This is a genomic window from Blautia sp. 2227st1_G12_2227SCRN_220401, assembly GCF_039062885.1.
GTDB classification, from domain to species: Bacteria; Bacillota; Clostridia; order Lachnospirales; family Lachnospiraceae; genus Blautia_A; species Blautia_A fusiformis.
The window spans coordinates 79,321-102,144 of sequence record NZ_JBCLNI010000002.1 but is presented as its reverse complement, the minus strand read 5'-3'; the positions used below and the strand labels follow the sequence as shown (position 1 = coordinate 102,144).

Sequence of the window (22,824 nt, the reverse complement as noted above, 5' to 3'; positions counted from 1 at the left end):
AAGATGTCTAACAGAGTATGATGTCTAATTCTAGTTTTTTCTCTGTTTTTGTCTGATTGCTCTGTATATCCGGACTTTACATAACAATCAGACTCTCTTTCCTTGTTTACGGGTTACATGAAACTTTATTATCCCTTTATATACGGTATCAGTGTAAACTGGAACCGGAATAATACATCATCAAATCGGTACTGCTCCAATACAACTGGACCACAACTGTTAGAACCAATGCCATTTAGTGCATAGTCAACACAAAATACTACACTATCTGATTCTGTCAGTTCATAATTATGCGTTTTCTTCTCAAGTTCTTCCTGTGTATAATAAGAAGCATTGAATGAAAATGCCTTTTCTGCGGATGCCACAATTCCATATCGGCTGTTGTTAAGTTCTACATATTCACAATCATAATGGCTTCCATTTTCCTGTGGACGGATATAGTCCTCATGTAAATCCCCTACATCTGCCCGGTACAAACCGTGGCTCGCAGCCTGATGTTTATCACAATAACTTTCCTGTGGTCCCATTCCAAAGTATCTTACAGCTGAAAGTTTTTTATCCAGGAACATCCTCACACCAAATCTCGGAAGATCCGGGAATTCATCGTCTTTTGTTACTGCAATATCTGCATCAATCTTTCCAGCAGCTTCTATTTTCCATGTAATCGTCACATCAAGAATCTTCTGTACTGTCTCTGCCACAACGGAAACATGGCTTGTAATCTTCACGCCATGTTTTCCCTGCACAACCTCTGTCGTATAGGCTCTTGTGTAAGCCTTATCATAGTGGGCTTTCTTCCATTCAGACTTGATGTACATATCGTTATCTGTTGGAGCTCTCCAAATATTTAATTCCATCGGGTGGTTCAGATATTCCCGCCCTGCGAATTTCATCTCTGTAAAGAGTGCAGTACGTTTGTCTATGGTATAAGCAAATTCACGCCCCTTGATATGAATCTGTGTATCATTTTCATTTACCTGTAATTCAGAGTCCACTACTGTTTTTGGTATCCATTTCTCTGCAAGTTTACATTTTGTATCCTCTTTACTTACCTCAATTTCATCAAATCCAAGAATATGGTCTTCATCCAACAGTGGCAATTCTTTTTTCAGATGGTAAATAAGTTTTAAATAACATTTCCCATTCTCTGGAACATTGATCTTCAGGTTTGTTTTTCCTTCCCCATGTGGTGCCACAGAAAACTCCGGAAGTATGCCTTTGCTGATCACAAGACCATCCTGTGTCAGCTCATAACTAATCTTCACATAATCTTTCAAGTCATCAAAATCCATGTAGTTATGAAGCACCAGTTCTCCGCTTTCTTTGTCATAGGAAATAACCCTTGCCGGGCGATAAACATTCTTGTGTTCCAAGAGTCCTGTATGTACCGTTCTGTCCGGATATACTAATCCATCCATACAGAAGTTGCCATCATGAATTTCTTCGCCATGGTCGCCCCCATAAGCATATATAGTCTTTCCATTCTCAGCAGTTCCATGAGCAATCGCATGGTCACACCATTCCCAGACAAAGCCGCCGCACATTTTATCATTATCCTGAATCATCTGGAAGTAATCTTCAAAATCTCCAGGTCCGTTTCCCATGCTGTGACAGTACTCTACCAAAAGGAAGGGTTTGCTTCCATCTTTATCCAGATATTCCTGAATTTCGGAAAGCGCTGGGTACATCCGGCTGTACACATCCAGATTGCTGTAATCATATGTTTCATCATAATTACGGTATCTTGCACTCTCATATTGTGTGATACGGTCTGGATCAAAATTCTTTGTCCATTCCAGTGCTTTTTCAAAGTTGCAGCCATAAGCACTCTCATTTCCCATTGACCACATAACAATACAGAAACGGTTTTTGTCACGTTCCACCATGAGTTTTACGCGATCAACGATTGCCTCTTCCCATACCGGATCATCTGCAATCTTCTCATTCCATCGTTTGAACCGATTGTAATCAGTGTCTTCTTTTCTGTAGATCATAAATGGACCATGAGCTTCAATATCTGCTTCATCTATTACCATGAATCCATACTTGTCACACATTTCATAGAAAAATGGTGCGTTCGGATAGTGGCTGGAACGGATCGCATTAAAATTATGCTGCTTCATTAACGTAAGATCGGTTGTAATCTGTTCCGGATTGATTGTAAATCCAGTAACCGGATCAGAATCATGTCGATTGACACCACGGAATTTAATCTTCTGTCCATTTAAATAAATAACCTGGTCTTTAATCTCTATCTTTCTTAATGCAATGTGATCTACAATTACTTCATTCTCTGTTTCAAGAATCAGTTTATATAGATATGGATTTTCTGTATTCCAAAGTTCCGGACTTGCGATTTCTAATACAGCTGTTCCTTCTTCAGCAATACTTCCTAGTGCTACAACTGCTCCGTTTCTATCTTCAATCGAAATTTTTACATTTAACGGAGAGTAGAATTTCATTTCAATTTCTACTTTCGCAAGCATATCCTCAATTCTTGTTTTAATATGATAATCACTGATTGCCTGTTTTGGGCGTTTCAAAATGTACACATCCCGGAAAATACCACTCATACGGAATTTGTCCTGATCTTCCAAATAGGAACCATCACACCACTTCATTACCAACACTGCCACCGTATTCGTTCCATCCTGAAGTACATCGGTAACATCAAACTCACTGGTCATATGCGAAACCTGGCTGTACCCTATGTAAGAGCCATTGATCCATACGTAAAAGCAACTGTCTACTCCTTCAAAGTTCAAAAAAGATTTTGGCGCTTTCTCATCTCTACTGTACTCAAAAGTATGTACATAGGCTCCACACGGAATGTCCTGTGGCACATATGGTGGATCAAACGGAAATGGATACCGGATGTTTGTATACTGGTGTGTATCATATCCAGCCATCTGCCATACACTTGGAACCTGAATCTCATCAAAATTTTCTGTATCATAATTCTTCTCAAAGAAAGAATCCTGAATGTCATAGATGCTGTTAAAATACTGGAATTTCCAAGTTCCATTCAATAACTGCATACGATCTGACTCTTCTCTGTGTTCCACCAAGTTATCCATTCTTCTGGATGCCGGAATATAATAGGCTCTGGCTGGCATTGTGTTTTCGTGCAGTACGCTTAGATTTTCATAATAACGTGGTACGATCATAAATAGCTCTCCTCTAATACATATACTTTTTTGTTCTTTGTTTTCCTAAAGCAAACCTTATACTTTACTTTTTGTTTACGTTCCTTAGTTATGTTATATATAGCTTATCCTAATTCGCAAAATATGTCTATGAATTGGATTAGACAAAATATGCACTAAATGATACAATGATAAAAAGTACGAAAAGAGGTGCTGTCCTATGTATTTGAACACCGGTTATTTGAACCACTCACATATGGATTTCAAAGACAAAAGTCGTCCGCTGATTGTAGGTAGCTGTGGTACTTACCGTCTTTCCAGACATCCCAAACTTCCGACCTACCGTCCAAAGGGTCGTCTGGATTATCAGATTATATATATCACTGCTGGTTGTGGGCATTTTCATTTTGATAATGTAAATAATGAAACGATTGTTCCAGCCGGCAACATTGTACTGTACAGACCGAAAGAACTCCAAAAATATGAATATTACGGAGAAGATAAGACAGAAGTATACTGGATTCACTTCACAGGAAGCAATGTGAAAAATATCTTACGTCAATATGGGTTTCCGGATAAAGAACGTGTCTTTCAAGTGGGTACATCTAATGAATATGAACAAATTTTCAAACGTATCATTATCGAGCTGCAACGCTGTCAAGACAATTATGAGGAAATGCTTGTCCTTTTGCTACGTTATCTTCTGATCAGTTTCCACCGGGAACTGACAAGAGAGCACATATTAAAAAATGAATACCTTGATCATGAGATGGATAATGCTGTTACCTTTTTCAGTGAAAACTACAATCAAAATATCAATATTGATGATTATGCTGCCTCACGAGGCATGAGTGTCAGCTGGTTTATCCGAAATTTCAAAAAATATACCGGTTCTACACCAATGCAATTCATTGTGGGAATCCGCATCAACAATGCTCAGATGTTACTTGAAACAACAACTTATTCCATCCATGAGATTTCTAAGATTGTCGGATATGATAACCAGCTTTATTTCAGTCGGCTTTTTCACAAGTTGAAAGGATATTCGCCGAGAGAATACCGAAAAATAAGAAATAGGTTATGAAATCTATAATGTCATAAAAAGTGAACTACTCGGCAACTTAGTTACCAGAGCATCTGAAATCTGGCGGGATACCGCCTTTTTTCAGGGTACGTCCATGACACCAATACTGCTTGCCTTTCGGCTATACAGCTACTTTTATTATTTCTGGATTTTTTAGTCCGGTTACGGACAGTGTCTTCTCTTTTCCGGATGCGGAAAGATATTTCCGCAGGATATTAAATGCGCCTACTGCATCTGCATTGTAGCTTACTCCTTCAGTTATATACATGCCCCGTTCTTTTCGGTTTGTTGCTTCTGCATATCTTTTTGATACTTCCGGTGATAACGGACTGCACTGGCTGGTATAGCTTTCCTCCTGTTTTATCAATTGGATCCCATACAGTTTCAGCTTATATCCCAGCATGATATACAGCTTGTTATATGGCAGTCCGTGAAACTTCTGGTTGACCTTATGCCCCATATCCTTCTCTTTACGGATATTTCGGATATCTCCCACAACCACACAGCGGATATCTTCTTTTCTGCAGTATTCTGCAATCCATCTGGTCACTTTATGAAGATAATCCTTCACTGTATTCTGCTTTTTTCTGTAAAGTCTCTGGATATGTTTCGATGATCTTGGATATTTTATCCCTCTTTCCGATTGCTGCGCATACCAGACAGACTGCACTCTGGCGATCTCTTTATGAAAGTATCTTTCCAATGAAAGATATCTCCTTCCAAGGATAAAAGTCCGACCGTTTCCGGAATCATAACAGGTCATCAGATTATGAAGTCCAGGATCAATAGATAAATAATGTCCATTCTGGGAAAGCTGCTCTGTCCCTTCGATCTCATAGATAACGATAAGGTCACATTTTCCGTTTTCCGGCGGATAGATCCGCAATTGTTTTATATGATCCATGTCCCTGAAAATCTTATTTTCAAGATATAGAAATCTTTCATGGATCCCGTAGGTTTCTTCCATATAGCTTTTCAGATCCTTTGGCAGAGACAGCCGCAACCGATCTGAACCTTTCTCATGCCGGATCCCCATCTGCATGTATGTGACCGGGATATTGTCCTGTTTAAAACGGGGCGGATTTGGATCTTTGACCCCTCCGGTCTTTTTCAGGACATAAAAAGATCTCCATGCTTTGTCCAGCTGTTTGCAGATCTCCTGTGCTATCTGTGACGGAAGCTGTCTGTACCACAGATCTCCTTTATGCGCTTTTTTCTGATAATACCAGTCAGGATACTTTTCCAGTCCCAGCTCTTTATAATGATGACGTTCGTAGTTGCAGACATTCCAGAGTTTGGAAGCTGCATAACACATATGCCCTATGATATTGGAATATTCCGGCCGGATCTTTACAGATGTTCTGTGTGACAGCAGCATTCCTCTTCCCCCTTTGGACAGCTATGCAGATAGAAATCTACACTCCACCTTGGTTTAATACGACTTGCTCTGATGCTCAATATAACGGCGGATATTCTCCTCAGATACAGATCCGATCGTTTCCACATAATAGGAATGGTTCCACAGCTCTCCCTTCCATAGCTGGTCTCTTATTTCCTGAAAACGTTCGAACAGTTTTCTACCGGTGATCCCCTTCAGATACTTGACGATCGCTGTTATGGACAGCTTTGGTGGAGCTGATACAAAACAGTGGACATGATCACCTTCACCACATTCAAATAAATGAACGGTAAAACCTTTATCCTCAGCGATCTGCTGCACCAGTTCCTTTAGGTATTCCTCAATTTCTGGGTTTAATATCTTCCGCCGGTATTTCACCGACCACACCATATGGTAATTAATATTACACACACAAGTCCTGTAATGTATTAGATTTTCTTTCATACATATAGTATAACATAACGAATAAAAATGCGCAGCAAAAATCGAACATATTTTCGAATGATTATATGCCGGTTACGGCATTAATATCAAGGGATTGGGAGATTATTATATTATTTCAATGTGCAGATATGCACAATCTTGCGCTTTCATCTCGGTAATTGAATTGCCGAGGATTCCCGCTTATTGTCCTAAATGCCAAAAAAGGATGCCAACGAATCAAATCAGATTACGTGACATCCTCTTCTTTTTATTAGTGCTATTTTATAAATTCAACCGAATAGTAATACATGTACTCATTATCTGTATCTATATGCTCCCCTGCAATATCCTGTATTGGCAACGAGCTTAATCCTTTTTCTCCATAAATCAGTGCTGCTAATCCTTGCTCTGTTCCATACTCTATCCTGCATTTGTTTTCAATAGTCGTTGCTGATCTTCCATAATATTCCCTGTTTTTAACTCCCTCCAAAATTGGTATTTCTGTCATATATTTTGAATATTTATCTGCTGCGATGAGCTTTGCAGTAAAATTATCAAAATCCGGTGTAATGACAATCAATCCATTTGTGGAAGATTTCACATCTTCATAGGAAAGTTCCAAAACTTTTTTATGTGAAACTCGTTGTCCAAGCTGATATTCTGACAAGTAAATAGATAACGTTTTAAATGTATCCCTTGAATTGTATCGAAACATCATTGTTCCATCAATTCCTGATAACAATTCAGCAGTTTTCATTTCTATACTATCTGAGTCTACTGCTTCAATATAGTTTTGTGGTTGTCGCAATTTATTACATACGATGGATCCAAAAGTAACCATAGATATTCCCACTACAATAAGAAGCACTATAATGATTGACCAGTTTTTCGATAGCCTGAGGCTAGTCTCCTGTGGGTTGTATTCGGAGTGTAATTTGAAATGATCCATACGGTTCTCCTTGTTGTTCTGAAATTTGTGGATATGTAAATACTGCCTGTTACTATATGTAAAGAGAGTGCTTTTATCTTTATTATTGTTGCTTTTACAGTATATCATTCAGAGTAAAAAAATTTATCCAAAAAGCTTCGGCTCATTCTCGATCAAATCTTCTGCCAGATATTTTGCATCCATATTTTCTATTCCATAACTATCATTTGAAATTTGTTCTGCAAGTTTACTGGAATAAAATGGATAGTTCACAATCCACTTGTTAAAATGTGCTTCACTTTTTGCAATAGGCTTAATATCCGTGTCATGATCCATATTAAAGTCATAGGTCATGTACGAGAGCTGTTGTGCATATGCCTTTAATTCCAGATCTGATATATCTGCCAGAATCATAATGTCCACATCAGAATCCGGACGAAAGTCACCCCTTGCACATGAACCATAAAGGATTATCTGGCGTACATAGGAACCATAGATCTTCTTGATCTCTTCTACATACTGTTCGATTAAATCCTGCATCATCTTTGGCATATATCATCCCTCATTTTCTACTGATCATTCTATGCTCTGCTTACTTCTTAATTTTATTATAACCAGTTTACCCTTGTTTCTCAATCAGTATTTTCCATGTATCAATTTTACTGTTACTGAGAACGGAGTGAACAGTAACATCTTCTCAGTTTCCCGTAAAAAAAGCTGCCCGCATTTACGGACAGCTTTTTTGGCGTTATTTACAGTTTTCTCCTTTTTTGTCAGATTCCCTCATACCGTGCGATCTGGGAATAGATGTAGGAATTGTAGGTAAGTCCTGGTTCGTATCTTCTGTACAGGAACATAAGCTCGCTGGACTGTTTGCTGTCAACAGCTTTGGATACATACTCAACCTGCTGACGCAGAGATGCGAAGTATGCCTTTGCTGCTGTTGCAAAATATTTTCTGTTTGTATTATCATTCTGGCCGTTTGCCAGTTTTATTCGCAGATTTTCCATCTGGGACTGAAGATATCTTGTATTACAGATAGTGATCCATGCCTTATTGTAAGCTGAGATCGATGGCTGGATTCCGCTGAATGCCTTGCCCACCAGTTTAAATCCCCATTTTGCTACAAGGGTATAGCTGGAAGCACCCAGCTTCTGCCCCTTCCATACAGTATTTACGATACCTTTTGTTATAAGATCATTGGTAAGGTCTGCTGTTTCACTCAGAATATCATCTGCTATATAATCCACCGCCATACTGTAGATATCCTTACTGTACCACTGTTCCAGCTTATTCAGTCCTGTATAAAGACCACTGTCTGTCGGAACCAGATGCATCAGCTGTACGATCTGATCATATTCTACATGCAGGACCAGCATCCAGGAGATCACAAAGTCATAAAGGTCTAATCCCTTTCCAATTGCTTTGTTCGCTTTTTCGATCTTGCCCCAGTTATCCGTAAACAGTTTAAATGCATTATTCAGTTTGCTGGCATCTACCGCTCCATTTAAAAACTTTGAGGAAACTGTCCGGGCAAACTGATAACGGGTTCTCCCGTCCAGTTTAAAGCTTTCACGGATATTCTTGGCTTCACCGAAAAATCCATTTATTACTTTCAACAGATCTGCCAGCGAATCATATCTTCTGTTCCAGTCCTCTTCCTGCATACTCTGAAGAAGTTCTCTGGCCATCTCCATGTTAAGCTTATCTTCACTGTAGCTTACACCGGTAAAATGTTCAAATATGGCTTTTACATTCGGTGTGCCTGCTTCCAGCTGGCTGATCAGTGCTGCTGCCATATCATCAAATTTACTTTTTGATGCCATTGCAGTATAGGATTCACTCTGCAATTCTTTTGCAACCTTGCTGATCTCTGCATTTCCAAGGTAATCTGCATGATCTGTAAGGAATTCTTCTTCTGACATCTTCACGAAACTTGAAAGGAAGTTTTCTCCGTAAACATAGGAGGTAAGGCTTGCGTTTTTAAGTTTTTCATTGCCTGCGCCCCAGGAAATGGACTGAGTCCATCCTCTTTTGATTCCGGCATAAGCTGCTTCCGCAAGGCTTTCGCAGCCCTGGAAAGCATTTTTTCCGATTCTGGTCACATAACCGAAAACGTGTACCTTGCCGATAGCCCGGCAGTTTTCAAAAGCAGAATCTCCGATAGTCTCCAGATTTAACGGAAGATACAGCGCTCCCCCCATTGTGGTACATCCGGAGAAAGTATTTGCTTCAATGATAGTAAGCTCGTAAGGAAGCCTGATCATGGTAAGTGCAGAACAGTTCATAAACGCTGCGGCTCCAATGGATGTAACCGTTTCCGGTAATTCGATATTTTTAAGTTTTTTACAGTTCTTAAAGGCATTTGCGCCGATCTTCTTAAGTGCAGAAGAATTGCTGACCTCACTGAGGCTGCTACAGCCCTCAAATGCACTGGCTCCAATGGTATTTACGCTGGAAGGAATGCTTACGGACGTTATCGTCGTATTGTTCTTAAACAGTCCCGCCCCCAGTGCTGTTACTTTTCTTGCAGAGGAAGCTATGCTCAGGCTTGACGGAATACCGACCTTGGAATTCTTTCCATAATATCTTACCAGGGTTATGGTTCCGTTATTGTTCTGTTCATAAGCCCATTCCTTGCCGTAAACGGCAAAACCGTTCACCTCCACCGTAATGGTTTTGGTTGTCTTTGGGTAAACATGATGCTTACTCTCTTTTGCGGTGAGCCTGATGGTGATCTTTCCTCTACCCTTTGCCGTAAGCTTGTCTCCGCCGGTGATCCATGCTTCTCCATTTAATCCGGATGCATTCACGCTGCAGGTAACTGCCGCCTCATCCAGTGCCTTGACTCTTAATGGCTTCGCCAGAAGTTCGCCGGAGGTAACATAGGTATTGGCTTTTGTACCTTTTTTCATTCCGTCCGGATTTAAGGTAATGTTCTGTTTTCCCTGAAGAACCGCAAGAGCCTTTTTGGATACTGCCTTGTAATGCTTTGTGGCGCCTACATTTACGGTAATATAAGAATATCCCGTCTTCTGAAGTGTCGCCTTACTTCCGTTTAGCTTTGCAACGGAAGAATTGCTGCTCTTAAAGGTGATCTTCGGTTTATCTGCCTTACCTCCGTTGATCTTTGTGGAAATGGTGAACGTTTTTCCTTTATTGCCGGCTCCTTTGATCACATTGGATACCTTCAGTGTACGTGCAGCCTTATTGATCTTGAAATTTTTCTTTACAGATTTTGATCCTGCAAAAGCACCCGATCCCTTAATAGTCACACTTCCGGTTCCCGGCTCTTTGCTTTTGGTCGATGCCTTATAATCCTTACCGGATTTTAAGGTTATACCGTTAAATTTTACCGTTACCTTTGGAAGGGATGCCTTTCCGTTCCAGGTACGGCTTCCAACGGTGATCTTTGCCTTGGTCAGATCTGCTTTTGCCCAGTGTGCGTATAATGTCAAATCCTCGGGCAGAAGTAATAAAGACTTGGAAGTGATCTTCGTGCCGCCTTTTCCTGCTCTGGTATACCATCCCAGGAAATAATATCCCTTATAGACAGGTACCGGAAGGGTTCCGAATGCCTCTCCCTTTTTCAGGAGCTTTGTCTTCTGTTTCTCCGACAGCACTGCTTTTTTCGCATTTTTGTTGAATGTGATCTTAAAGTTTAATTTTTCTGTGGTTCCTACGGAAACAAACTTGAATGAGTGGTCCTTTGCGTAGCTTTCTGCATAGGATCCTGTATATCCGTAAATGGCAAAATTTTCTGATACGCCATCAAAAAGGCTATCATTCAGCTTTGTAACCCCGGAAGGGATCGTAGCATTCTTCAGGGAACTGCACTCCGCAAAAATATTGGAGCCTGTTCCATTTGCAATATTCCGGGAAGGAAATGTGATCTTCTCCAGTGCCGTGCATGCTTTAAAGACCTCAGATCCCATATAGACCAGCGATTCCGGAAGCTGGATTTCCTTCAGCGCACTGCATTTCAGAAATGCATCATTGTCGATCTGTGTTACGTTCTTTGGAATATTCACCTTTGTAAGCCCTGTACAGCCGCTGAAGGCATAGGACTCAATTTTTTTCACTGTATCCGGGATCTCTACGGTTTCAAGGCCTTTACAGTTCTCAAAAATGCTGTAGGGAACATTATCGATTCCCTTTGCGAATGTAACCTTTTTAAGATTGGAACAATCTACAAAAGGTCCTGCTTCCCGGTAAGCAGTATCAACACCTGCCGGCACATTGATCTCGTTAAGGCCTGTACAGCCTCCAAAGGCACTTCCTCCAAGAAATTCCAGTCCTTCCGGAAATACGATCCTGTCAATATTTTTACAGCCATAGAACGCAGAACCATTGATGACTTTCAGGGATGCCGGAAGTTCACTTCTGCTCAGCTTCAGATCCGTACAGTTCCAGAATGCATCTGCATCGATAGATTCCAGGTTTTTGGGCAGTGTGATCTCTTTAAGATATCCGCAGTTACAGAATGCCCGATAGCCGATTTTTTTTACGGAATCCGGCAGAACCACTTCCTCCAGCATGAGCATTGACCCCGGTGAATAAAAAATACCTCTCGGGATTTCTTCCATTCCCTGCTCAAATGTAACCTTCTTAAGTGTCGTCAGACCTGCAAACGGTCCTCCCCATGCTCTGTTGGCTGCGGTATAATCCTCTGTTTTCATCTGTGGCGGAATATTGATTTCTGTAAGACTGGTTTCGCTGAACGCACTGCCTCTTAAAACCTTCAGTGTGGAAGGCAGCTGGATCTTGCTCAGACTTTTACAGTTATTAAAGGCTCCTGCTTCGATAGACTCAAGCTTTGCGGAAAGATGGACATCTTTCAGATTGACGCAGCTGTTAAACGCATTTTTTTCGATATTTGTCACACTGTCCGGTATATTGATACTGAGAAGCCCGGTACAGCTTAAAAAGAATCCCTTGGGGATCGAGGTAATGCCTTCTCCGAAGGTTACATTCCGCAGTGCGCTGCATCGTGCAAATACGCCTGCATAGGCCGGACTTTCCCCGATGGCTCCATCCGCCTTTACAGATGCCGGTATATGAACAGAATTCAGTGCCGTACAGCCCTGAAAAACACCGGCACAGATGGTAACTCCATTATCCGGAAGTGAAATACTGCGAACAGAAGTACAGCCGCTGAAGGCTTCCCTTTCCACTCTCTTCACCGTTGACGGAATGACCACCTCAGTCATGTTAATGCAGTTCGCATAGGCTCCTCCTGCGATCTCCGTAACCGGATAGCCTGCGATACTTGAAGGGATCTTTCCGTCTGTCTGCTGACAGCGGTCCTCCCCGGTCTTTTTCCCGTCTTTGTCAAAATGCTGATCATAGACCACTGAAAGGATCGTTACTTCCCCATTGGATACCTTATAGTTAAGTCCGTTCCAGACGCCTGTGGTACCTGCGCCGGCTTCTTCTGTCTGGCCATCCTCAAAAGCAGATTCCTGTTCTCCGTCAGCCGGCTCTGGCAGAAGCTCCTGTGTTTCTTCCTCCTCTGTCATTTCCTCTGATGGCTGAATTTCTTCCGCTTCACCAGTGTCCGTGTTTTCGTCGGAAAGGATATCTTCCTGTACCTCCTCTTCTCCGGCTTCTTCTGTGTCTGCTTCCGGTTCTTCTTCAATTTCTTCTGTTTCCGGTTTCTCTTCCGTGTACAGAGAGTTTTCTTCACCGGAAGTAAACTCTGCCGCATTTGCCAGCCACGGTGTATACACACTTGTTGCCAGCATTGTCACTGTCAGAAGCAGTGCCAGTTTTCTCTTCATCTTACTCTCCTCCTTTTTCTTTTTCATAAATATTTATGGGAATGGTTTATTCCCGTTCAAAGACGACTTTGCCGCCAAGAACTGTCATATCCACCTTCACCGTCTTGATCTCATCGGGATCAATGGAATAAATATCTTTCTCAAGAACTACAAGATCCGCGTTTTTCCCGGTTTCAATCGTTCCGTTCTCCTTCTCTGTATAGGAAGCGTAAGCTGCGTTTTTTGTAAAAAGCTTCACCGCCTCATCTACAGACATTTTTTCGGATGGGATCCAGCCTTCCTGTGGCTGACCGCTGATATTTTTGCGGGTGACTGCAAAATAAATATTCTCCATGGCATCAAAGCTTACCACAGGAGCATCCGAACCGCCGGACGTATGGATTCCCATATCCAGCATGCTCTTCCATGCATACACCTTATCCATACGGTGTGCGCCGATGGCAGGTTCCACTGTGTTCATATCCAGATCGATAAATACCGGCTGGATATATGCCAGAAGATCCTGGTCTTTCATCCCCTGCAAAATACGCGGATTGGTGATCTGGCAATGCACGATACCATGTCTGCCCTTTTTATTATCCTTCCGGTAAGGAGATTTCGCTGCTGCCTCAATGACCATATCCATGGCACGATCGCCGATACAGTGTACCGCTGCCTGCATCTGATGCTGGTCAAAAAAAGCAAACAGATCGTCAAGCTCCTCCTGACTGAATGTGATGATCCCGGTATTTCCCGGCGAATCCTCGTAAGGCTCATTCATGGCCGCTGTTCTTGCACCAAGGGAACCATCTTGGATCAGCTTCATTGGTCCGACAGTAAAGTGATACCCCCTCTGTCCGGTACGATATCCTTCCTCAATAAAAGCCTTCGCATCCTCCGCCCGCTCAAAAAGGCACTGCTCATAATGGCGGATACTCAGCTCTCCTCTGGCATCCAGTGCCTTATAGGAGGCCATGATCCGACGCCAGTTTTTCCCCGGAAGTGAAGCAAGATCATCGGACTGTACACCTGTAAATCCACATTCATTCAGCTTCTTCGCACTGTATTTGATGTAGTCTTCCACTTCTTCCTGGGATGGTGCTTCCAATACGGAAGAATAAAACTGTACTGCATTCTCCTTCAGAAGTCCGGTATCCAGGTCAACCTCCTTCTCAATCTCCGGGAACTCCGGGATTTTTTTCAGAAGCTCCAGACCGCAGCTGTTGCACACAGCCACATGCCCGCAGACACGCACCATAATGATGGGGATTTCCGTTGAGAGCGCATCCAGCTCATCCTTGTGCGGATAGCGTGGCTTATCAAAATGCTCCTCATTCCAGCCTCTGCAGTAGAGCCAGGTCAGCTTCTGACCTTTGCTCTCCTCCAGTCTTTTTTTTGCTGCGGCAAGCATTTCCTCAACACTTGTGCAGTCAAACAGTTTTACAGATCTTTCCACAAATGCATAATGCAGCATATGCATATGTGTATCCACAAAACCGGGCAGCATCAGCCTTCCCTTAAGGTCGATCCGCTTTTTGCAGGAAAAAGCTTCCGCTTCTTTATCAGTTCCCACAAAAACGATCCGGCCATTTTCGATTCCCACAGCCTCTGCCACTTTTTCACTGTCATCCAGTGTTCTTATACATCCGTTAAAAAAAATTGTATCCACTGTTTATTTTTCCTCTTTTTCTTTTTTATCCTCGTAGAAAAGTGCCATATCCTTATCTACTTTACCGATTCCCATGTAACGCGCCTTGTAATCCTTCAGCAGTTTAAAGAAGGTACCACTTAAGATAAATAATGTGGCAACATTTACAAATGTAGGGAATACGGTTGTAAAGTCTGCAATTACCCACAGCTGTGCCGGTGTTCCGTTTCCGTAAAGAGTAAGCACTGTGACCAGAAGACCCCATAATGGTGTTCCAAGGATAAAAATCTTCTCTGCGATCTTCAGAACCTTCTGATTGTTTTTCAGCCAGTGCTTCAGGATCACGCTGTAGTAGGTGAACCATCCGGTTGATGTTGTCAGTCCGAAAAGGAAAATACTGATCGCGATCAATGCTCTCGCAACAGAGCCCATTCCGGACTCAAATGCTGTCAGTGTCAGCTCGGACCCCTGAAGTCCTGAATTCCAGTAGCCTGTGGTGATAACGACAAGACCTGTCATGGAGCAGACTACGATAGTATCTGCAAATACCTCAAATGCTCCCATCAGTCCCTGTTTTACAGGATGGTCTGTCTTTGCGGAAGCATGGATCATTGGAGATGTTCCCCAGCCTGCCTCGTTGCTGTATACGGAACGGGCAAAGCCAAGACGCATTGCTGTTGCAACACCGGCTCCCATAAATCCGCCGACTGCCGCCTGTGTTGTAAATGCACCCTTGAAGATCAGTCCAAAGGTTTCCGGCAGCTTGTCAAAATTCACTACCAGTATTGCGAGAGAGCCTACAATGTAAAGCATGCACATGATCGGTGTCATATAGGAAGAGATCACGCCGACTTTCTTTACACCGCCGATGATGATCAGATAAATCGCTGCCACATACAAAAGTGACGGTACGATGTACGGCAGGTGGAAGGTACTTCCGACAGCCTCTGATACTGTATAATTCTGCAAAGTAATGAACCATGTCATGAAAATACAGCCGCCGAACAGTACTGCAAAAAGTTTCCAGAAAGGAAGCTTTTTCTCTCCGCCAAGCCCCTTCTGCATGTAGTAGGTCGGGCCTCCCTGGTACTCACCGTTTGGCTGTTTCTCTCTGTAGTATACAGCAAGTGTTACCTCTGCCATCTTGATGACCATGGCAAGAAGCGCTGCGATCCAGAGCCAGAATAATGCCCCAGGTCCTCCTGTTGCAATAGCCGTTGCAACACCGGACATATTGGATACACCAACAGTACCTCCGATCGCAATGGAAATAGCCTGGAACGGTGTCAGGCTCTTTCCGTCATCTCCGCCTTCCTGGCGACGTTCTTTACTGAACATGTTTTTCACAATGTAACCAAAATGGCGAAACTGGAAGAAACCGGAACGTACTGTCAGATATACGCCTGTAGCGAGGATCGTGATCAGCAGCGGCAGTCCCCAGAGCCAGTTGGTCAGATTTTCAAATAATTCAAACATCTTTTCCTCTCCTGTCCTTCTTATTTTTTGTCTTTTGCATCCATTCGGAAAATCTGTGTATAGAATATAAAAAATCCCCGGAACACGAAGTCAGATACGGATACCCGGTGTTCCCGACATACAGCTCTTCTGCCATATATCTGCGAGCCCCGTTTCTATCCTCTTTATCCTTCATGCTCTGGGGATCTTACATTTCAGCCCACGAATCTTCCAAACGATGACAGTATATCACAGTTCCGGAGGAATTTCTACTTTTTCTGTTTGAATTTTGTATTTTTATTCATTTTTCGTGAATATTACTATTTTACCGTATGGATTCCGGATACTCCACCCCTTCCGGCATGGAATCCCATTCGTTAAGGCCAAGGCTCTGCTTGAATTTCGCCTGTTCAAGCGTAAGCGTCGGGAGATCATCCTGCAGATAATCCATCAGCTCGCTGATGCCTTCCCTGGTCTTGTTATTTACCATAAAGATTCTCTCACAGCCCATGTTCTCCATCCACTGTCTGACCATGGGAATGTTGGCATGGGGAGAATCCACCTTGGTGATGATCCCGATCAGCGGCCGTAGTAGAAAATTCCTGCTGCCGTCACTAAACAGGTTAAAGGGCTCATTGGCTGCCTGTACAATGGCGATCACATCCGCCTCAAAGGAAAAGCAGGCCAGTCCTACGCTGAAATGCTTGGATTCCGCATATTCTCCCGGTGAATCAATAGTATCTTCATTTGTATTGGTATACTGAGTCTTATGATAATGAAGCTCTTCCCCTTTAAGTGCCTGTGTCAGGGATGTTTTGCCGGCTTCACTTCGACCCATCAGAAAAATTTTTTTCATTTTTTATCCCGTCCTGCCTCAGCTCCTGTGGATCTTACAGACATCGAATTTCAATGTCTCATGGAAAAATCGTACCACTTCCTCCACGGCTGTCATCACTTCCGTAAAACCGCCTGTCAGGATCAGCGTCCCGCAGAAACGATCCATAAATCCTACTTCCACATGAGCTGCCTTCACTGCAACATCTGCCGCAACCACGATTGCCTCCCAGGGTGTGACACGGACCATGCCGATGGCATCTCCACTGTGATCTTCACCTTCATGAACACCGATATGTAACGCAAGATTCTCATATATCGATCTGTCATTTGGTGTAAAAACATGTGCAAAGGAAAGCTCCTTTCCAGGTACTCTCACCCGGGTCAGCCGAAGTCTTCTTCCCTTAAGGTTCTCATAATCATCATGAAACAGCCTCTCCAGCAGTTCTTCCTTCGTTATCCGTTCTTCCATGGTACACTTCCTTATCTCTTGGTGATATTGCATACTACATATCCCAGAGTATCACGGAAATAATCCACGATCTCCTCCATTGCAGTCTGCACATCGGAAATCTCTCCTGTTATGATCAGTGTTCCTGTAAAACGGTCTGCAAATCCAAGATACACATTACCGCTCTTCACAGCAATATCGGATGCGATCACAGCAGACTCGGAAGGTGTCATGTTCATGATACCAATTGCAGATGATCCATAGTCCACCTGCGGATTCAGTCCAAGCTTCTGATATATGATAGGTGCCGGACCACCCATGATATGGGCAAATGTGATCTCCTTACCGGCTACGGTTTCCTGTACGATTCTGATCTGATCTCTATGTTCATCCGCCATTGATGATTCCTCGCTTTCAAAATTTTATATTATTCTCGATCTGATAATATTGGATAATTTTATAAGCCGGATTTCATTCATCCGGCTTACAGCTTCCTAAAGTCAGGCAGATCTTTGAAATCCGCTCTGCTACCTGCTCATGGTCAAAAAACAGTCTGGCAGTTCATCTGATTTAATTTTACTATTTACCAATTTTAATGTCAAGACAATTCTTCGAAAACAAGTCAAAAAACAACGTTTTCAAAAATAGAAATCCACAAAAAACAACATTTATTTTCAAATCCTCGCGGAAAACCAGTCAGAAATCTGCTCAGAACTCAAACACCTTCTTAATACTGTCATAATGTAGGAATTTTCCCTCTGCGGCAAACGCCCGGATCTGCTCCAGGGTTGCAAACATATATCCGTCTGTCTCTTCTGTCTGAAGCTTCAGATCCTTATCCTCCACATCCATGACAAAACGGTACACATCCACAAAGTAATTATCTCCTTCCCCCGGGTTCTCTCTTTTATATGTAAAAAGGTATCCGCCCTCTGCCTCACTGGCGTCCAGTCCGGTCTCCTCTTTTACCTCACGGAGTACTGCATCACGGGAAGCCTCTCCTGCCTGGGCTGCACCGCCGGAAACCTCCCACCAGCCCGGAGCCCAGGCCTTTGTCATCACACGTTTTGTAATAAGAAAGGTCTTGTCCGGTCTTGCTACCACGCCCAAAACTGTCAGATGATACTCTCCATCTTTTAAACACCAGTCATTGCGCTTCATAGTCCGTCCTGTCGGTTTCTTATCTGCATCGTAAATATCCCAGAATTCCATTTTATCTATCTCCTGTCTTTTTACAGAACGCGGAAATACAGTCTTACATTTGATCCGTTTCAGCCTGCCCGTTTCTCCGTTTTCTGTATCTTTTTTATTTGTTATGATAACACGTTAAAATCATATATGTAAACCCCTGGATCCGATACCATTTTCCAGTTAGCGTTACCGTTCTACATCTGTTTTTTCACATTATAAGCATGCAAGTACCTGCAGCCTGAAAGATGATATCCAAAAATCTATAGATTATTTTTATTATATTGCTCGTATTATGAATTAGTTTTATAGATTATTCTGTTATATAATTAACACAAACAAACGATTCTATTTAAAATAACCAGGGAGGTTTTTTTCAGATGAAGAATGATTATCCGCATATTTTTTCCCCATTAACCGTTAAAAATATGACTATCAAGAACCGTATTGTTATGATGCCGATGGGCACCAACTACGGTGAACAGAACGGCGAAATGAGTTTTCTTCATATCAATTATTATGAGCAGCGTGCGAAGGGTGGCACAGGTCTCATCATCGTAGAGAACGCAAGCATCGATTCCCCGCAAGGCTCCAACGGAACCACACAGCTGCGCATCGACCATGACAACTATCTGCCACGTCTTTTCAAATTCTGTGAAAATATTCATAGATACGGAACAAAGATTGCGATCCAGATCAACCATGCCGGAGCTTCCGCTGTTTCTTCCAGAATCAACATGCAGCCAGTTTCCGCATCTGACGTTCCATCCAAAGAAGGCGGCGAGATCCCGCGGCCTCTTTCCAAAGACGAGATCCTTCACATCGTAAAAAAATACGGTGAGGCTGCAAAACGTGCACAGACAGCTGGCTTTGATGCAGTAGAGATCCATGCAGGACACTCCTATCTGATCAGTCAGTTCCTCTCCCCGATCACAAACAAGCGTACCGATGAGTTCGGCGGATCTGTTGAGAACCGTACCCGTTTCTGCCGTATGGTCATCGATGAGGTAAGGAAACAGGTAGGACCTTTCTTCCCGATCATGCTCCGTCTCAGTGCGGATGAGCTGATGGAGGGCGGAAATACACTGGAGGATACTCTGGAATACCTGGATTATCTTCAGGAAGAGGTTGATATCTTTGATGTTTCCTGCGGACTTAACGGTTCCATCCAGTACCAGATCGATGCAAATTATCTCCCGGACGGATGGCGTTCCTACATGGCAAAGGCCGTAAGAGAAAAATTCAACAAGCCATGTATCTCCATGGGTAATGTCCGTGACCCGAAGGTTGCTGAGCGTATCCTGGCTGACGGTGATGCAGACCTGATCGGTATGGGCCGTGGTCTGATTGCAGACCCTGCATGGGTAAACAAGGTTGCCACAGGTCATGAGTGTGACCTCCGCAAATGTATCTCCTGTAACGTTGGCTGTGCCGGAAACCGTATCGGTGTAAACCGTCCGATCCGCTGTACTGTAAACCCATCTGTTCTTGAGGGCGATGTATATAAGAAAAAACATGTAAATAAAAACTGCAACGTAGTCGTTATCGGCGGCGGCACTGCCGGACTGGAAGCTGCCTGTACAGCCGCAGAGGTTGGATGCAATACCTTCCTTCTTGAAAAAGGCAATGAGCTTGGCGGACTTGCATCTCTGATCTCAAAGATCCCTGCAAAGAACCGTCTTGCTGATTTCCCGCACTATCTCATGCATCGTGCTGAACAGCTTGATAATCTTTACATCTTCAAAAACACAGAAGGAACACCGGAAAACATCCGCAAGTTCCATCCGAATATCATCGTAAGCTCCACCGGCTCCGCTCCGCTTCTGCCTCCGATCGCAGGACTGAAGGATCGTATTGACAACGAGAACCATAATATTTATTCTATTCTTGGTATGATCAGCCACATTAATGATTTTCCGAAGGATCTGGAAGGCAAAAAGGTTGTTGTTGTAGGCGGCGGTGCTGTAGGTCTTGATGTTGTGGAATTCTTTGCTGACAGAAACGCAGACATCTCTATCGTTGAGATGATGGATCAGATCGGACGTGATCTTGACCCGGTAAGCAAAAATGACACAAAAACCATGATGAAAAAACACAATGTACATCAGCTTACAAAAACTGCTCTCCTTGAGGTTAAGGATTCTTCCTTCCTTGTCAGGGGCGACGGTGAGCCTTATGAGCTTCCATTTGAGTACGGCTTCGTATGTCTCGGAATGAGAGCTCAGGGACAGCTTTACCAGAACCTCACAGAGGAATTTTCTTCTGAGGATGTTGAGATCATGAACATCGGCGACAGCCAGAGAGCAAGACGAATCATTGACGGTACCCAGGAAGGACGCAATATCCTTACCATTCTTGAGCAGAAGGGATACTTTTAATATTTTTCCGCTATACCCTTTCCGGGAACATTTCAATCCTTCTACCGGAAAGTGTATATAGATCTGTTACAGTTCACTCGGTGATCCGTAACATAAATTTTCCACGTCTTCCTCCCCCGCAGCCGTCCGGAGATGTCCGCAGCTTCTTCAGATCTATGTGGCGGGAGGTTTAAAAAGACAAATCTTCATCCAGATTTTACCAATGAGAGGAGTTATTACCATGTCAGAAAGAATCACAGGACATACCGAACTGATTGGTCTTATGGCATATCCGATCCGCCACTCCAGCTCTCCTGCCATGCAGAATGAAGCTTTTGCAAAGCTTGGCTATGATTATGCATATCTTGCATTTGAGGTTGGTGCAGACGAGATCGAGGATGCTGTAAAGGCCATCCGTACTCTGAAAATGAGAGGTTCCAACGTTTCCATGCCGAACAAAACTCTGGTAGGCCAGTACCTTGACGAGCTTTCACCGGCAGCAGAAATGTGCGGCGCTGTAAACACCATCGTTAATGATCATGGTCATCTTACAGGCCATATCACAGACGGTATCGGATTTATGGCAGCACTGAAAGACAATAACATCGACGCCATCGGAAAGAAAATGACCATCGTAGGTGCAGGTGGTGCCGCAACTGCTATCGAGATCCAGGCAGCACTTGACGGTGTAGGCGAGATCGTGATCTTCAACCGCAAAGATGAATTCTGGGATCGTGCAGTATCTACGGTAGAAAAGATCAACACCAGAACTTCAAGCCATGCTGTTCTCTATGATCTGGCTGATCTTGACCAGCTGAAAAAAGAAATGGCTGACAGTTATATTTTCGTAAATGCGACAGGTGTTGGAATGAAACCACTAGAAGGTCAGTCCGTTGTTCCGGACAAGTCTTACTTCCGCCCGGAGCTTATCGTTGTTGACGTGCCTTACTCCCCTCTTGAAACTGCTATGCGTTCTATGGCAAAGGAAGTTGGCTGCAAGACAATGAACGGCCTTGGCATGATGCTTTTCCAGGGCTCCGCTGCATTTGAACTGTGGACCGGAGAACCGATGCCGATCGAACATATGAAAGAGATTCTTAACATCAGATACGACGACTAAACTGCTATCTGTTCCTGTCGTATCAGAAAGGACCATTATGAAAACAGTTCAGGTAAGAAATATCACACTCGGAGAGGGAAGACCGAAGATCTGTGTCCCGATCGTGGGACAGACAAAGGATGATATCCTCCTTGAGGCAGGGACCTTCGCAAGGATACCCGTAGACGTTGTGGAATGGCGTGTTGACTGGTTTGAGGACGTTTTTGACACAGACAAGGTTCTGGATGTGGCAAAAGATCTCCAGACCGTTTTAAAGGACACTCCGATCCTCTTCACCTTCCGTACTGCAAAGGAAGGCGGAGAAAAAGCGATCTCCAACGAAGCTTACAAAGCACTCAACATGGCTGTCGCAAAAAGCGGCTATGTAGATCTCATTGATGTAGAAGCCTTCACAGGTGAGGAGATCGTAAAAAGCATGATCCAGGAAGCACACAGCTATGGCGTAAAGGTCATCGCTTCCAACCATGATTTTGACGCAACTCCTGAGAAGGATGAGATCGTGCGCCGTCTTCGCATGATGCAGGACTATGGCGCAGATATCCCGAAAATGGCTGTTATGCCAAGAAACAAACAGGACGTGCTTACACTCTTAAGTGCCACGCTGGAAATGTCCGAGCAGTTCGCCGACCGCCCGATCATTACCATGTCCATGGCAGGTACCGGTGTTGTCAGCCGTCTCGCTGGTGAAACCTTCGGTTCCGCCCTTACCTTCGGTGCAGCTACCAAAGCTTCCGCACCGGGACAGATCAATGTCAACGAGCTTGCACAGGTTCTTGACATTATCCACAAAAGCCTGTGATCCTGTAACCTCCCATAAAAAGGATCTACGGTAGATTTTTGTAACAGAACGCGAATTATAAACCAGTTTTTAAACCCAATTGATGTAACAAATTTTTGCAATTTTAATCCCATAATAGCAAATCTATTAAAATAATAATTAAAAACAACAAATCTCATGACAAAAAAAGAAGTGTGCTGACCCATCCAGCACACTTCTTCTTTTTCTGTTTTTTATATCTTTGTTATTCCTCT

At 43.2% G+C, this 22,824-nt stretch carries 15 protein-coding genes and 1 pseudogene; 4 read left to right on the top strand and 12 right to left on the bottom strand.

Annotation, left to right across the window (positions count from 1 at the left end; translation table 11 throughout):
- Positions 1-128: 128 nt before the first annotated feature.
- Complete coding sequence (locus ABCM67_RS01640) at positions 129-3,167, bottom strand: glycoside hydrolase family 2 TIM barrel-domain containing protein (RefSeq protein ID WP_342992443.1); 3,039 nt, start codon at positions 3,165-3,167, stop codon at positions 129-131.
- A gap of 199 nt (positions 3,168-3,366) precedes the next feature.
- Between ABCM67_RS01640 and ABCM67_RS01635 the strand changes: the two genes are divergently transcribed.
- Positions 3,367-4,230 (top strand): AraC family transcriptional regulator, encoded by an 864-nt coding sequence (locus ABCM67_RS01635; protein ID WP_342992442.1) that lies wholly within the window; start codon positions 3,367-3,369, stop codon positions 4,228-4,230.
- 121 nt (positions 4,231-4,351) lie between these two features.
- Here ABCM67_RS01635 and ABCM67_RS01630 read toward each other — a convergent pair whose 3' ends face one another.
- From ABCM67_RS01630 to ABCM67_RS01580, 11 genes and pseudogenes are all read right to left on the bottom strand, one after another.
- Positions 4,352-5,608, bottom strand: a complete 1,257-nt coding sequence (locus tag ABCM67_RS01630) for a transposase (protein ID WP_227573684.1) — start codon at positions 5,606-5,608, stop codon at positions 4,352-4,354.
- Positions 5,609-5,662: 54 nt separating this feature from the next.
- A complete protein-coding gene (gene tnpA / locus ABCM67_RS01625) occupies positions 5,663-6,079 on the bottom strand; it encodes an IS200/IS605 family transposase (RefSeq protein ID WP_110102507.1) in 417 nt (138 codons plus the stop codon).
- A gap of 250 nt (positions 6,080-6,329) precedes the next feature.
- Positions 6,330-7,001, bottom strand: a complete 672-nt coding sequence (locus ABCM67_RS01620; RefSeq protein ID WP_227573683.1) for a transcriptional regulator — start codon at positions 6,999-7,001, stop codon at positions 6,330-6,332.
- A 228-nt stretch (positions 7,002-7,229) separates the two neighbouring features.
- Positions 7,230-7,532 (bottom strand): annotated as a pseudogene (locus ABCM67_RS01615) (nucleotidyltransferase domain-containing protein); the annotation flags it as partial.
- 221 nt (positions 7,533-7,753) lie between these two features.
- The gene (locus ABCM67_RS01610) at positions 7,754-12,760 is read right to left on the bottom strand and encodes a leucine-rich repeat protein (protein WP_059085378.1); all 5,007 of its coding nucleotides are present in this window, start codon (positions 12,758-12,760) and stop codon (positions 7,754-7,756) included.
- Between the two features lie 46 nt (positions 12,761-12,806).
- Complete coding sequence (locus ABCM67_RS01605) at positions 12,807-14,408, bottom strand: amidohydrolase (protein ID WP_110102509.1); 1,602 nt, start codon at positions 14,406-14,408, stop codon at positions 12,807-12,809.
- A gap of 3 nt (positions 14,409-14,411) precedes the next feature.
- Positions 14,412-15,863: a sodium:alanine symporter family protein gene (locus ABCM67_RS01600; RefSeq protein ID WP_022426453.1), complete on the bottom strand. Its 1,452-nt coding sequence runs from the start codon at positions 15,861-15,863 to the stop codon at positions 14,412-14,414.
- A 304-nt stretch (positions 15,864-16,167) separates the two neighbouring features.
- A complete protein-coding gene (locus ABCM67_RS01595; protein ID WP_022426452.1) occupies positions 16,168-16,698 on the bottom strand; it encodes a EutP/PduV family microcompartment system protein in 531 nt (176 codons plus the stop codon).
- An 18-nt stretch (positions 16,699-16,716) separates the two neighbouring features.
- A complete protein-coding gene (locus ABCM67_RS01590) occupies positions 16,717-17,148 on the bottom strand; it encodes a BMC domain-containing protein (RefSeq protein WP_138277193.1) in 432 nt (143 codons plus the stop codon).
- 11 nt (positions 17,149-17,159) lie between these two features.
- Positions 17,160-17,525 carry a BMC domain-containing protein gene (locus ABCM67_RS01585; RefSeq protein ID WP_015527035.1) on the bottom strand — a complete coding sequence of 122 codons (366 nt, stop codon included), beginning with the start codon at positions 17,523-17,525 and terminating at the stop codon, positions 17,160-17,162.
- 310 nt (positions 17,526-17,835) lie between these two features.
- Positions 17,836-18,339 (bottom strand): NUDIX domain-containing protein, encoded by a 504-nt coding sequence (locus ABCM67_RS01580; RefSeq protein WP_092069605.1) that lies wholly within the window; start codon positions 18,337-18,339, stop codon positions 17,836-17,838.
- A gap of 356 nt (positions 18,340-18,695) precedes the next feature.
- On the opposite strand from ABCM67_RS01580, the gene ABCM67_RS01575 reads away from it, so the two are divergent.
- The 3 genes from ABCM67_RS01575 (at position 18,696) to aroD (ending at position 22,591) form a co-directional block, all read left to right on the top strand.
- Positions 18,696-20,693 carry an FAD-dependent oxidoreductase gene (locus tag ABCM67_RS01575; protein ID WP_287071325.1) on the top strand — a complete coding sequence of 666 codons (1,998 nt, stop codon included), beginning with the start codon at positions 18,696-18,698 and terminating at the stop codon, positions 20,691-20,693.
- 220 nt (positions 20,694-20,913) lie between these two features.
- The gene (locus ABCM67_RS01570; RefSeq protein WP_118608570.1) at positions 20,914-21,792 is read left to right on the top strand and encodes a shikimate dehydrogenase; all 879 of its coding nucleotides are present in this window, start codon (positions 20,914-20,916) and stop codon (positions 21,790-21,792) included.
- 37 nt (positions 21,793-21,829) lie between these two features.
- Positions 21,830-22,591: a type I 3-dehydroquinate dehydratase gene (aroD, locus tag ABCM67_RS01565; protein ID WP_015527030.1), complete on the top strand. Its 762-nt coding sequence runs from the start codon at positions 21,830-21,832 to the stop codon at positions 22,589-22,591.
- Positions 22,592-22,824: the final 233 nt, after the last annotated feature.

What these genes read in the sequence shown, in the direction of transcription:
- ABCM67_RS01640 (WP_342992443.1), bottom strand. Translation starts at nt 3,167, where the DNA reads ATGATCGTACCACGTTATTATGAAAATCTAAGCGTACTGCACGAAAAC.
- ABCM67_RS01635 (WP_342992442.1), top strand. Translation starts at nt 3,367, where the DNA reads ATGTATTTGAACACCGGTTATTTGAACCACTCACATATGGATTTCAAA.
- ABCM67_RS01630 (WP_227573684.1), bottom strand. Translation starts at nt 5,608, where the DNA reads ATGCTGCTGTCACACAGAACATCTGTAAAGATCCGGCCGGAATATTCC.
- ABCM67_RS01620 (WP_227573683.1), bottom strand. Translation starts at nt 7,001, where the DNA reads ATGGATCATTTCAAATTACACTCCGAATACAACCCACAGGAGACTAGC.
- ABCM67_RS01610 (WP_059085378.1), bottom strand. Translation starts at nt 12,760, where the DNA reads ATGAAGAGAAAACTGGCACTGCTTCTGACAGTGACAATGCTGGCAACA.
- ABCM67_RS01600 (WP_022426453.1), bottom strand. Translation starts at nt 15,863, where the DNA reads ATGTTTGAATTATTTGAAAATCTGACCAACTGGCTCTGGGGACTGCCG.
- ABCM67_RS01595 (WP_022426452.1), bottom strand. Translation starts at nt 16,698, where the DNA reads ATGAAAAAAATTTTTCTGATGGGTCGAAGTGAAGCCGGCAAAACATCC.
- ABCM67_RS01590 (WP_138277193.1), bottom strand. Translation starts at nt 17,148, where the DNA reads ATGGAAGAACGGATAACGAAGGAAGAACTGCTGGAGAGGCTGTTTCAT.
- ABCM67_RS01585 (WP_015527035.1), bottom strand. Translation starts at nt 17,525, where the DNA reads ATGGCGGATGAACATAGAGATCAGATCAGAATCGTACAGGAAACCGTA.
- ABCM67_RS01580 (WP_092069605.1), bottom strand. Translation starts at nt 18,339, where the DNA reads ATGGAATTCTGGGATATTTACGATGCAGATAAGAAACCGACAGGACGG.
- ABCM67_RS01575 (WP_287071325.1), top strand. Translation starts at nt 18,696, where the DNA reads ATGAAGAATGATTATCCGCATATTTTTTCCCCATTAACCGTTAAAAAT.
- ABCM67_RS01570 (WP_118608570.1), top strand. Translation starts at nt 20,914, where the DNA reads ATGTCAGAAAGAATCACAGGACATACCGAACTGATTGGTCTTATGGCA.
- aroD (WP_015527030.1), top strand. Translation starts at nt 21,830, where the DNA reads ATGAAAACAGTTCAGGTAAGAAATATCACACTCGGAGAGGGAAGACCG.